Origin of the sequence: Helicobacter sp. MIT 03-1614 (genome assembly GCF_000762925.2) — a bacterium.
Taxonomy (GTDB): Bacteria; Campylobacterota; Campylobacteria; order Campylobacterales; family Helicobacteraceae; genus Helicobacter_C; species Helicobacter_C hepaticus.
In genome coordinates, this window is sequence record NZ_JRMS02000011.1 from 22,003 (window position 1) to 32,877 (window position 10,875).

The window sequence follows — 10,875 nt, forward strand, 5'->3', positions numbered from 1 at the left end:
TATGCTACACGCGGTTAATGCCATCTACTTCGTTAATGATTCTATCATTTGCAAATTCCAAAAAGCTAGAATCTAGCACTGCATTTTCTAAGCTTCGTTGTGAAAACAAAAATCGCCCATCGCACACAAATCCAAGTTCCTCCCAATCCACATTATTAAGCCTCTCACATAATATCCCCAATCTTATAGAATCCACCTTAAATTTTGGAAAAACTGCTAAAACAGAACCATCATAAACATTGCAAGGATGCAAGAAAAAAGGGGTTTTGTTTCGTGTTTTAGTATTAACATAGATTCTAGGATTCTCACTTTTATAATAGTCTCTACCCCATTCCCACCAATTCAATTCATTAAATTTTTTAATCCTCCTCCTCAAGAGCTGTTCTTTAAAATCTTGCAAATATGCACAATCTTTGCCATAGATTCCATAAATCATTTTTCTCGTTTTGCCACTTTTAGCACTTTGTGAGCAAACAAAATCCATATTACCCCATTTTTCATTCGCAAAGATAGAATCTGCCCCACTCACTGCTCCAACTTTGACAAAAAATAAATCTTTAAAAGGAATCGTGTAGGCTTTTTTAGTAAAAAGTAGCTGTCCATTGATACAAGAAAACTCTCTTAAACACTGCGTCTTACGCGTAAAATTATCCTTTTCAAATCTCCAAATCGCACAATTTGGCTGGGCGTTATCAAAAATCTTTTTATCGCCCAAATCAATAAAATGCGTGATACTGCCTTGATGAAACAAAAACTCATTTAAGCGCACACTTGAGGTTGATTTTAAAAAATCTCGAGGGGTAATAAAAATCAACTCTCCTCCCTCTTTCAAGTGCAAAATACACTTATAGATGAAAAAAAGATAGAGATTTGAGCGAGAATCAAAAAGCTTGGAATAAGACTTAAGAAGATCTTTTGTAGATATAGCAATGTCTTGATAACGCACATAGGGTGGATTCCCAATAATGCAATCAAATTTTTCGTTTGTAGAATAAGCAAAAAAATCTTCTTGCAAAATCGCCTTATCACAAACTACACCAGAATCTATTTCAATGCCTACTTTATTTTTAGGTAGATTTTGAAAAAATGCTCCATTGCCACAACTTGGCTCTAGAAATCTAGGATTAGAAAGCTTCTTTGTGCTTTGAATAAGGGCTAACATATCACTCACAATATGTGGTGGGGTAAAAACCTGTCCAAGATTTACTACATTAAGATTCATAAAAATATGTCCTAAAATGCAAATAAGCATCAGCTCGAAGTTTTAAAGATTCCTCAAAAGTTCCAAGTAAAAAGGCTTTTGCACTTTCAAAATCTCTATGAATAAGTTGGCGATTATTATCCCACTTAGCTTGAAAGGGGAGATTATTACCATTTGGCAAGATAAATTCTAAACTTTTTAACGAAGTAACAAACACATCACTAGGGTTATCTTTATTTATAATTAAAAAATAATAATCTTTGCTATTTGCTTCTAGGTTCTCACTTAAAGTTTTAAAATATATTTCCCAGCTTACACCATTATTAAAAGGTGGAATTTTACCTGTTAAAGCATAATAAATTCCAAGTTTGCAATTAAGATTATCAGTTGTTTTTGTCGTGCTAACTTTAATATTTACAGGATAGAATACATTATTTTCATAAAAGCTAAAATCCACCCAGTCACGCATATTTGGGTGATTTATTGCAAATTTTGATTCTAAAAGTCTAAAGATTTCATCTTCATTAAAAGCTGAATTTATCCGCCCATCACGACTTTGATTACTTAGTTGTAGATTTTGTTTTTTAAGAAAATCTACTATATCATTTAATAGATTGGGCAATGTGGTTTTTTCACTCATTTCCTACTCCCACTCAATCGTGCCCGGGGGTTTGCTTGTAATATCATACACCACGCGGTTAATGCCCTCTACTTCATTAATAATGCGATTACTCACAGATTCTAAAAAATCGTGGGGCAAATGCGCAAAAGTCGCTGTCATTCCATCAATCGCTTCCACTGCACGCACACAAATCGTATTATCATAAGTGCGATTATCGCCCATTACACCCACGCTCCGCACATTGAGCAGCACACAAAACGCTTGCCATACTTTATCATAATAGCCTTGCTTGTGCAGTTCATCTATAAAAATAGAATCCGCCTCGCGCAACAAATCTAAATCCGCCTTATTCACCTCGCCCATAATGCGAATCGCAAGTCCGGGTCCCGGGAATGGGTGGCGCATTAGCATAGATTCAGGCATTCCAAGCTCTCGCCCTAACGCCCTCACTTCATCTTTAAAAAGCTCCCGCAAAGGCTCAATGAGTTCAAACTTCATCCACTCCGGCAATCCACCCACATTATGGTGGCTTTTTATCGTCTTAGAGGGACCCTTCACACTCACAGATTCTATCACATCAGGATAAAGTGTGCCTTGTGCTAGGAATTTTATCTCGCCTTTGGTATTATGCTTTTTCGCCTCTTTTTCAAATACTTCAATAAAAGTCTCACCGATAATTTTACGCTTAATCTCTGGCTCAAGCACACCCTTAAGGCGGCTTAAAAATAACTCACTTGCGTCCGCAGTAATCAGTGGCACTTTGAGATTCTCTCTAAACATTTTCTCTACCGCCTCTCTCTCGCCTTTGCGCAAAAGTCCGGTATCCACAAACACCGGAATAAGATTCTCCCCAATGGCACGATAAAGCAACGCTGCAACCACACTGGAATCTACCCCGCCACTCACCGCACACAACACTTTGCTTGTCGTTGGCTTTTGGGCTAAAATATGTTTAAAATCTTGGCATTCCACAATTCTAGTATTTGCGGTGTGGCTGTGTAAATTTTTTGGATTTTTTGTAAGGTTAGCGGACTTAGCGTCCGTGCCTTGCGAAAAATCAAAAATCTTATCGCATTGCATACCCAAAGATGAATTGCACTTAAAGCACGAGGTAAGATGGTCATTCACCATTCCAATACTCTGCATCATCGCATACATAGTCGTAGTGCCGACAAACTTAAACCCGCGCTTTTTCAAATCCTTAGCGATTTTATCCGATAGCGGCGTGGAAGCGGGTAAATCCGCAATGCTTTCAAAGGCATTGATAATCGGCTTACCTCCCACAAAGCCCCAAATATATTTATCAAAGCTCCCAAACTCCCTTTGCACCGCCATAAATGCCTTAGCATTGATAATCGCTGCTTCTATTTTGGCACGATTCCTAATAATCCCCTCATTTCGCATTAGCTCTTTGATTTTGTCCTCATCATAGTTGGCTACAATGTGAGGGTCAAAGTCATCAAATGCCACCCTAAAAGCCTCGCGTTTTTTAAGAATTGTAATCCAAGAAAGTCCCGCTTGAAAGCCCTCTAGCACAAGATGTTCAAAGAGCTTTTTATCCTCGTGCAGTGGTTCGCCCCACTCTGTGTCGTGATAGTCCTCATAGAGCTTACGCGCCGCCTCGTCCTTATCGGTAGCCCAAGCGCAACGCACCTTTTCACGCACACCCTCATTTGAATCTTGCGCCTCAAGCCCCAAAGACTTTTGCAAACTCTCACGCGCAATGCTTAGAGGGATAAGTTCGGGTGAAAATGCACCAGCACTCCCCGCAGGGATAGGCTTTTTTCCTGTTTTTGCAAACCCCAAAGCCTGATAGAATCCTAAAGCCCACTCAAGACTATTAACCTTTATCACTTCAAATGCACCTAAATACCGCATAAATGCCTCTTTGAGCAGTGCCTTGCCCAAACCCTTTCTAAAGGCTTTTGGAGCGACAAAAAGCATTGCAATTTCATTTTTTTCTATCTCAATAAAACCTAACCATTCTTCATTTTTTTGCGCTATAAGTAAATTTTTAGATTTTAATATAGCCTCCCGTATTTCCTCTCTCATACCCGCAATTTCATTTTCGCTTAAATCTTTGTGTGTAGCCCTTGCACCTTCCTCCCAGATTTCAACAAGTCTTTGTATGGTTTGTGCTTTGCCAATGTGCTTAAAGGCTTCTTGAATCTGCATAAAACTCATAGGATTTTCACAATGTGCCTTGCCTCCATAGACGATACGGCGCAATTTTTCAATCTCATTTTGCGCGAAATGACGCATATTCCAGCAAGTATTTGCACCGCAAATCCCTACTGCAAAGTTTTGCAACATTTGCCCACCACATTCACTATGCACAACTTCAGGGTGAAACTGCAGGGCATAAATCTTGCGTTTAGAATCCGCAATCGCGCAATAATGCGTATTTCCAGACTTTGCAAGCTCTCTAAATCCTTGCGGGATAGATTCTACCTTGTCCGCGTGGCTCATCCACACGATAGAATCTTGCTTCACGCCTTTAAAAAGTGAGCAAGATTTAAAACCTTGCGTGGCGCTATTTCCTAATTCTTGCCATACTTTTTTTTCAAGCCTAAAGACACAATGGGGTAATTCCTTGCCCTTATAGTTTTTGATGTGTTTCCCTATAAGCTCCATTTCAAGCATTTTTGCTACCTTGATTGAAGCTTTATTATCCTCTTTGATGAGGCAATACACTTCCTCTAATCCTAGAGTTTCAAACCCATATTTTACACACATTCTAGCCACTTCGCTTCCATAGCCTTTGCCCCAAAAATTGCGGTGCAAAAGATAGCCGATTTCTACAATTTTTTGAGTTTTTCCCTTTAGACTTATCTCCGTATGATTTAGCCCCGCATTGCCGATAATTGCGCCGCTTTGCTTCTCTATAATCGCCCAGATTCCAAAGCCATATTGTTGATAATGCGCTAATTGCTTATCCAGCCATTCTTGGCTCTGCTTTTTGCTAAAGCCCTGCCCCCACGCATACATTGTTTCCTTATCGCTCACAGTTTTATGCAATGCCGCAAAATCTGCCTGCGTGTAAGGGCGCAAAAAGACGCGCTCACTCTCGCACACAAAAGCATTTGCCACAGAATCGCTAGTTTCTCTTTCAAGTGCTTTTTTTAATATCGCTTTGCTCACCTTTAAATGCACGATGGGGAAGTCTCTCCCTGCGGAATCTTTTTCGCTCATTCCTACTTTTTCAAAGCCTAAAGACTTATAAAATGCCAAACCTTGCGTATTTTGCTCATTGCAATCTACTAAAATGCAAGGATAGTCTTTCAAATATCGCTCTAATGCTTCTTTGAGTAGTGCTTTGCCTATACCTTTTCTAAAAGCACTTGATGCGACAAAAAGCATTTCAATCTTATTCTTTTCCACACCAACAAAGCCCAAAAAGTCCTTTTTATCTGTCGCAGTGATGATGTTTTGGGAGCTTTGCAATGCCGCTTTGACTTCTGGTCTAATCTCTGCAATGTGTTGCTTAGTTAAAAAAATATGGCTTGCTTGCACAGAATCTTCCCATAAATCAAGCAGGGCTGTGAGCATTTGAGGAAACTTGCGATGAGAAAAAATATCAAAAGAGAGCGTCATCGGTGCTTGTATGCCTTGAGAAGCACCTTGAAATGCGAAACAAGATGAATCTTTAGAATCTTGAGAAGATTCCATAATCTCTAGCACCGCCTTGCCAAATTCTTGCGCGTCCGCCTTGATGACGCGTCCGCCAAAATGTTGGGCAATGAGCTGCATACCATAGCAGATGCCAAGAATGGGAATCCCAAGCGTGAAAATCGCACTATCAGGCTTATAAGCGTCTTTTTCATACACGCTTGCAGGTCCTCCACTTAGGATAATGCCTTTAGGATTTTTGCTCTTAATAGAATCTAGCTTTTCAAAGTAAGGGACAATCTCGGTATAAACGCCATATTCACGCAGTCGCCTTGCGATAAGCTGTGTGTATTGAGAGCCAAAATCTAGCACTAAAATTTGGACATTATTTATATTCATAAAGAATCCTTGATAAAGTAGAGTTGCATTTGTTAATTTTCGGCGCAATCTTAGCTAAAAGTTGCTTTAAGAAACATTATAAGTAACATAAATAAGAGTAATACGCTCATTTAAAATACAACAATCAAGAGAATTTAGATTATTTACATTCCTTGCAGTATTTTTTGACTATGCGTTCAACCTTGAAATCGTAATCTGAACCATATCCAGTGCCATAATAAAACATTTTCATACAACCCTTAAATTTTTTATAACTTAATTTTATATTTTCATTGCTAATGCCATAAAATTCTTTTTCTTCATCAATATATTGTTTTAATTCATTAAAAGCTGCTTTTGAATCCATTATTTTTACTTTATCTCTAGTGGGGTCAAGTGATAAGTGATAAAGTTCTTTTTCAATTTCACTCTTATCATCTATGCCTATACAATATGATAATCCTAACCAACCAAGCTCTGTGGCTTTTCTGTAAGAATCCAAGAATCTTTCTTGCTCCCCTGCATTTGAAATATAAAAAGAAAGAACTAATAAAACAAACAATCTATTTATTTTTTTCATTATATCCTCCTTTTTATTTTAGTTTCCAAAACTGAAAATCAACTACAAAGATAATCCATTATTAACATAAAAGGATTACCCTTTCTTCCAAGAGATGCCCAATTTGCATTAACATAAATACCAAGAGAGTATTTATAGGAGTGGGTCATTGGAATTCCTTCAAATCAATGTAGTGGGAGCTTTTTGCATTAATAGCTTCTTTAAAGACTTGTGAGATATATTTTTGAGAAGAAGCATAATCCATATGATATATTCTATGCCTTTCTTTGATAATCATTTCATCTCCTATATATTCTTTATTTTCAAGAGCTATTTTCTCTATTATATCATATTCTTCTTTCAAATCTTTAAAAGGTCTGCATCGGATACGTTGTTTATGGTCGCTGTGCATTGAAAAGCTTTTTTTTGTCCAGCTTGTATAATATTCAAAAGCTTGTGTGTATATATATATAATTTTTTTTCCATCTGAAACGCTCACTATGTTTAATCTAATAGAATCACTCACAAGAGAATTAGGAAAAGAAAAATGTATATCCTCCACTCTAGCCCCCTCTCCTACAGGTCTTGCATACACTACCTTGCCTATCTCTTCTTTACAAAGTCTTTGATATTCCTTATATTCAGAATCTAAAGCCTTAGGGATAAAGGCACGATAACTTGTAGGATAAGCACAACCTTTTATCATAAAAAATACTATTAAGATTCCAAATATGCCTGAAATAATATATATCATTTTATACCCTCTATGCTGCATTCTTTCTCCAATGATAATTAACAGAGACTTGTGTGCAAGGAGTAGGAATCCCTGCAATGTTATTAGTGCAGCCTATGATAGGAGAATGAAGTAAATCAGATTTGGTAATCACTCCTACACCTTCTACTTCAAGCAAATCTCCACAGAGACTTTTTAATTGAACGATTCCTTTATGAGGACAAGTGAGTATATCAGATTCTAAAAGAGGATTTGTCTCATTCATAAAAAATCCTTAACAAAGTAGAGTTGCAAGTTGCATTTGTTAAATTGTGGTGGAATCTTAGCTAAAAGTTGCTTATAAATGCTTTTATTCAAGCTTTGTGATTGAGGTTTGTAATAGAGCATTTTATTGGCTTGTAGTAGAATTTGTTTTCTTTTGATAAAATACATTTATCAATCCACAAAAAGGCAAGAGATGAGCATAGGTATTAAGATTTATAATCAAGGCATTCGGATACTATCAGGCTTCATACCACTAAAATCGCTTCGCAAGAAGTTTAGAAACCACTTTTTTAAGCGCATTCCGCTTTATTTTGTTACGCACTCTCTGTATGGCAAAATCTATATGCCCCATTATGAACTTCACCATCCCATTTTATGCCAAGAGCCCGAAATCTATAACGCGCAAGGAGAGAGAATGCGGACATTTTTTGTGCGAAGTTATTTGGACGCTCATTATCCCAATAGTGATTCAAAGTATTTTTTATGGGATAGATTCAATGTCTCCTTGCCTGTGCATTTTTACAAAGAAAGGGCGATATTAGAAACAATGAATAATAACGGGGGGGGGGGGCAAAATACGCTTATTTTAGCGAGAGTGAATCCATAATCCCAAAAGATTATGAAATATTCCAAACCCACAAGGGAATCCACAAAGATTTTCAAGCTGTTTTTACATTCTCTGAAAAACTACTCAATACATTAGAAAATGCGAAGTTTGTCCCTGCCACAGGCTTATGGTATGGATTTGAGCGCAGTTGTGATATAACCCTTGATGATAAGGTGTATCAGATTAAAGATAAAAATATTTCAATGATGTGCTCTGATAAAATCCTCTGCGAAATGCACAAAATCCGCCATTGTATCGCTAAAAAAGCCTTGCAAACCCAAAAAATAGATGTATTTGGGAAATTTAATGGAGGCACATATCTACCTCATAAGGCGGATTCTTTGCAAAAATATCGCTTCCAAATTGTCGTAGAAAACGACCTCACTGCATATTATTTTACAGAAAAAATTTTGGACTGCTTCGCAGCGCAATGCATTCCTATTTATTTGGGAGCAAGAGAAATTCATCAATTCTTTAATCCAAATGGCATTATCACCTTTACTCCCGATACACCACTAGAGGAAATCTTAAAAATGTGTAATGAAAAGGAATATCTCGCGCGATTAAAGGCGGTGCTGGATAACTATCATAGGGTGTTGCCCTATCAAAATATGAATGATATATTTTATGAGGAATATTTTACCAATAAACCTAAAAGATTCACTGGGATTAGGTAGTGTAAGGAAATCTCAAGCGTATGGAGAAGCCAAAATGTCTTTATAAATCGCCCCTCCCACTTGCGACTTTGCAAAAGCTAGAAAATAGGGATTCCTGACACTTGGCTTATTATACTGCAAAGGTTTCTTACTCTCACAATCTAATATCACACCGCCTGCTTCTTCTAGCACAATGTCCGATGCTGCGCTATCCCATTCGCTCGTGCCATTCAAACGCGGATAAATATCTGCTTTACCCTCTGCAAGTGCGCAGACTTTAAGCGATGAGCCATACTTTTGCACTTTTAAGTGATATTTTGCGATAAAATCTTGCGTTTCTTTCGTGCTATGAAAAAGCGAATCGCAAGCGATAATCTGCTCCTCTTTTGCGATTCTCTCTCCGCTTAACCTTTGTTTGTTTTGCTCTAGCCAAGCAGGATTTAGAGTTTTAGAATCTAGTGCGTCTTTTAGCGTTTGAGGTGTATAAGTAAAGCTACCAAAGCCTTTCAATGCAGAATAAAGCTGATAAAATGCAGGAGCATACACGACCCCCAAAATCGGGCGATTCTTGTGGATTAGGGCAATATTAATCGTGAAACCGCCGTTTTTTGCCAAAAAATCCTTTGTTCCATCAAGCGGGTCAATCAGCCAATAATATTCTAAATCTTTGCGCTCTTCATACTCTAATACCGCTTCTTCAGAGCATACCTTATAAGGAGAATTTTCTTGCAATTCTTGCGTAATAAACGCATTAGATTCTAAATCCGCCTTTGTAAGTGGCGAAGAATCCGACTTTAACGCAAACTCCTCCAAACCATAATATTTTAATACCAACTCTCCTGCTTTGATTGCAATAATGGCACTTTGATAGAGTAAAATATTCAAATCATAATCTCCAAATCACTCTTAAAATCAATCTCGCACCAACCGCCATTAATCTCCACCGCTTGTGCGCCACCGAATCTATCAATCAAGCCCTGCAAAAAGCTTGTCATATACATATTATCAAAATCTTTGCCATCATACATCGCACCTCTATCCAAGCTATCATAAAACTCTAAAACTTGTGGCAAAAAGCAATGCGAAAATTTAAAAAGCCCAATATACTGCCCCTCTATCTCCTCATAACTCTTAGGCTTTTTGCCAAGCTCTATAACTTTGCCCTCTCTTATTTTTAATGTCTCTGCGTCCAAAAGCGGATTTTCAAATCGCTTCTCCCACAATGTGCGCCAATTTTTATCCACCACAATACTTAAAGGCTCTTGCGATTCTATCAATGCGCGCACAATCTCTGCGCTATACACAATATCCGCATACGAAATAATCAAATCTTGCTTGTGTGTGATACAAGATTCTATAAACTCCCTTGCACAAAAGAGCGTTTGCACCATATTTGTTTTATTAAATTCAAGATTTTGATAAATATTTTTTATGTTAAATTGCGATTCCACATAGTTTTTTAAAACTGCAAATAAATATCCGCCCACCACTGCAATTTCCTTAATCCCAGCGTCTTTTAAAGCCCCGATTTCATAATCAATGAGCTTTTTGCCGCGATATTCCACCATACACTTTGGATTCTCTTGCGTAAGAGGCATTAGCCTTGAACCAAATCCCGCCGCTAGAATAATTGCTTTCATTATTTTGCTCCTTTTTGTATTAAAAACTTTTCTACCGCGTTATAAAGTTCCTTCACTTTAGAATCTAACTTATCGGCGGTGTTGTTTTGAAGCACATAATGCGCTTTAGGCGTATCATAGGTTAAATCTATGCCTATAACATCTTTTATATTTCCCTTGAGAGCTTGAGAATACAAGGCTTTTTTATCTCGTCTTAATAGCTCCTCCATAGAACACTCTACAAAAACTTCAAAATAACGCGCGATATGCGAGCGATTGAAAGCATAAATCTCATCAAAAAGCGAAATGGTTGCGCACACTACGATTAAACCACTCTTTGAGAGAAAAACACATAATTTTGCAATCAATCTTGCGACTTCTAAGCGCTCCTCTTTGCTAAAGCCACTGCGTCCAAAAATCTCTCTAAACTCATCGCCATCTAAAAATATTACATTAGAGTATTTTTGCTCTAAAAGCGTAAAAATTTCTTTGGCAATAGTCGTTTTCCCTGCTCCTGCCAATCCACAAATCCAAATAACTGCGCCTTGTTGCTTTGAACACATTGTGCTTGTTTGTTGATTATCTTGTTGTGAAGTTTGTTTTGATTGTATGGATTGATTTTGCATA

Annotated in this window: 11 protein-coding genes; 2 read left to right on the forward strand and 9 right to left on the reverse strand. The window is 37.6% G+C overall.

Annotated features, from left to right (window positions below):
• Nucleotides 1–4: 4 nt before the first annotated feature.
• From LS66_RS08320 to LS66_RS08365, 6 genes are all read right to left on the reverse strand, one after another.
• The gene (locus LS66_RS08320) at nucleotides 5–1,222 is read right to left on the reverse strand and encodes a class I SAM-dependent methyltransferase (RefSeq protein WP_081947984.1); all 1,218 of its coding nucleotides are present in this window, start codon (nucleotides 1,220–1,222) and stop codon (nucleotides 5–7) included.
• The gene (locus LS66_RS08325) at nucleotides 1,212–1,841 is read right to left on the reverse strand and encodes a restriction endonuclease (protein ID WP_138092040.1); all 630 of its coding nucleotides are present in this window, start codon (nucleotides 1,839–1,841) and stop codon (nucleotides 1,212–1,214) included. The genes LS66_RS08320 and LS66_RS08325 overlap by 11 nt, the downstream gene beginning before the upstream one ends.
• 3 nt (nucleotides 1,842–1,844) lie before the next feature.
• The gene (guaA, locus tag LS66_RS10315; RefSeq protein ID WP_236097012.1) at nucleotides 1,845–5,831 is read right to left on the reverse strand and encodes a glutamine-hydrolyzing GMP synthase; all 3,987 of its coding nucleotides are present in this window, start codon (nucleotides 5,829–5,831) and stop codon (nucleotides 1,845–1,847) included.
• Nucleotides 5,832–5,970: 139 nt separating this feature from the next.
• Nucleotides 5,971–6,390 (reverse strand): hypothetical protein, encoded by a 420-nt coding sequence (locus tag LS66_RS08355; RefSeq protein ID WP_034368255.1) that lies wholly within the window; start codon nucleotides 6,388–6,390, stop codon nucleotides 5,971–5,973.
• Between the two features lie 145 nt (nucleotides 6,391–6,535).
• A complete protein-coding gene (locus LS66_RS08360; RefSeq protein ID WP_236097013.1) occupies nucleotides 6,536–7,123 on the reverse strand; it encodes a hypothetical protein in 588 nt (195 codons plus the stop codon).
• 10 nt (nucleotides 7,124–7,133) lie between these two features.
• On the reverse strand, nucleotides 7,134–7,367 hold the full coding sequence (locus LS66_RS08365) for a hypothetical protein (protein WP_052057526.1): 234 nt from the start codon (nucleotides 7,365–7,367) through the stop codon (nucleotides 7,134–7,136).
• Between the two features lie 192 nt (nucleotides 7,368–7,559).
• On the opposite strand from LS66_RS08365, the gene LS66_RS08370 reads away from it, so the two are divergent.
• Nucleotides 7,560–7,973 carry a hypothetical protein gene (locus LS66_RS08370; RefSeq protein WP_138092043.1) on the forward strand — a complete coding sequence of 138 codons (414 nt, stop codon included), beginning with the start codon at nucleotides 7,560–7,562 and terminating at the stop codon, nucleotides 7,971–7,973.
• Nucleotides 7,974–8,146: 173 nt separating this feature from the next.
• Nucleotides 8,147–8,650, forward strand: a complete 504-nt coding sequence (locus LS66_RS08375; protein ID WP_268903664.1) for a glycosyltransferase family 10 domain-containing protein — start codon at nucleotides 8,147–8,149, stop codon at nucleotides 8,648–8,650.
• Nucleotides 8,651–8,662: 12 nt separating this feature from the next.
• Here the strand turns inward: LS66_RS08375 and LS66_RS08380 are convergent, their stop codons facing one another.
• Genes LS66_RS08380 through LS66_RS08390 form a run of 3 tightly spaced genes read right to left on the reverse strand, consistent with a single transcriptional unit; the run spans nucleotide 8,663 to nucleotide 10,874 of the window.
• On the reverse strand, nucleotides 8,663–9,514 hold the full coding sequence (locus tag LS66_RS08380) for a 3'(2'),5'-bisphosphate nucleotidase CysQ (RefSeq protein ID WP_138092049.1): 852 nt from the start codon (nucleotides 9,512–9,514) through the stop codon (nucleotides 8,663–8,665).
• The gene (locus LS66_RS08385) at nucleotides 9,511–10,269 is read right to left on the reverse strand and encodes a sugar phosphate nucleotidyltransferase (RefSeq protein ID WP_034368228.1); all 759 of its coding nucleotides are present in this window, start codon (nucleotides 10,267–10,269) and stop codon (nucleotides 9,511–9,513) included. Before LS66_RS08385 ends, LS66_RS08380 begins: the two co-directional genes overlap by 4 nt.
• Nucleotides 10,269–10,874 (reverse strand): adenylyl-sulfate kinase, encoded by a 606-nt coding sequence (locus LS66_RS08390; protein WP_052057524.1) that lies wholly within the window; start codon nucleotides 10,872–10,874, stop codon nucleotides 10,269–10,271. Before LS66_RS08390 ends, LS66_RS08385 begins: the two co-directional genes overlap by 1 nt.
• Nucleotide 10,875 lies beyond the last annotated feature (1 nt).

What these genes read in the sequence shown, in the direction of transcription:
- LS66_RS08320 (WP_081947984.1), bottom strand. Translation starts at nt 1,222, where the DNA reads ATGAATCTTAATGTAGTAAATCTTGGACAGGTTTTTACCCCACCACAT.
- LS66_RS08325 (WP_138092040.1), bottom strand. Translation starts at nt 1,841, where the DNA reads ATGAGTGAAAAAACCACATTGCCCAATCTATTAAATGATATAGTAGAT.
- guaA (WP_236097012.1), bottom strand. Translation starts at nt 5,831, where the DNA reads ATGAATATAAATAATGTCCAAATTTTAGTGCTAGATTTTGGCTCTCAA.
- LS66_RS08355 (WP_034368255.1), bottom strand. Translation starts at nt 6,390, where the DNA reads ATGAAAAAAATAAATAGATTGTTTGTTTTATTAGTTCTTTCTTTTTAT.
- LS66_RS08360 (WP_236097013.1), bottom strand. Translation starts at nt 7,123, where the DNA reads ATGATATATATTATTTCAGGCATATTTGGAATCTTAATAGTATTTTTT.
- LS66_RS08365 (WP_052057526.1), bottom strand. Translation starts at nt 7,367, where the DNA reads ATGAATGAGACAAATCCTCTTTTAGAATCTGATATACTCACTTGTCCT.
- LS66_RS08370 (WP_138092043.1), top strand. Translation starts at nt 7,560, where the DNA reads ATGAGCATAGGTATTAAGATTTATAATCAAGGCATTCGGATACTATCA.
- LS66_RS08385 (WP_034368228.1), bottom strand. Translation starts at nt 10,269, where the DNA reads ATGAAAGCAATTATTCTAGCGGCGGGATTTGGTTCAAGGCTAATGCCT.
- LS66_RS08390 (WP_052057524.1), bottom strand. Translation starts at nt 10,874, where the DNA reads ATGCAAAATCAATCCATACAATCAAAACAAACTTCACAACAAGATAAT.